The following is a 330-nucleotide window of genomic DNA, read 5'->3' as shown; positions in this document are numbered from 1 at the left end:
GATGGTGGAGCTATGCGGGATCGAACCGCAGACCTCCTGCGTGCAAGGCAGGCGCTCTCCCAGCTGAGCTATAACCCCATCGTAATACTTCATCTCTGTACCGATAATTTGTCCTGAGACAAGGCGTGGAATGACGAAGCATACTGAAGTATGCGAGTCGTTTCACAACACAGTATCAGGGCAAATTTGGTAGGCCTGAGTGGACTTGAACCACCGACCTCACCCTTATCAGGGGTGCGCTCTAACCACCTGAGCTACAAGCCTGCAGAGATTTTTACTGCTAATTTTTCATCAGACAATCTGTGTGAGCACTACAAAGAACGTTTCTTT

General features: G+C 49.1%; 2 tRNA genes. Both read right to left on the bottom strand.

What is annotated here, in order from left to right:
* Positions 1–2 precede the first annotated feature (2 nt).
* Positions 3–78 (bottom strand) — tRNA-Ala (locus FDX22_RS00460).
* A gap of 109 nt (positions 79–187) precedes the next feature.
* A tRNA-Ile gene (locus FDX22_RS00455) sits at positions 188–264 on the bottom strand.
* Positions 265–330 lie beyond the last annotated feature (66 nt).

The sequence above is a fragment of the Citrobacter sp. TBCS-14 genome, from assembly GCF_005280805.1.
GTDB lineage: Bacteria > Pseudomonadota > Gammaproteobacteria > Enterobacterales > Enterobacteriaceae > Citrobacter > Citrobacter gillenii.
Note: the sequence above shows the minus strand (reverse complement) of the source record. Positions and strands in the feature narration are given on the sequence as shown.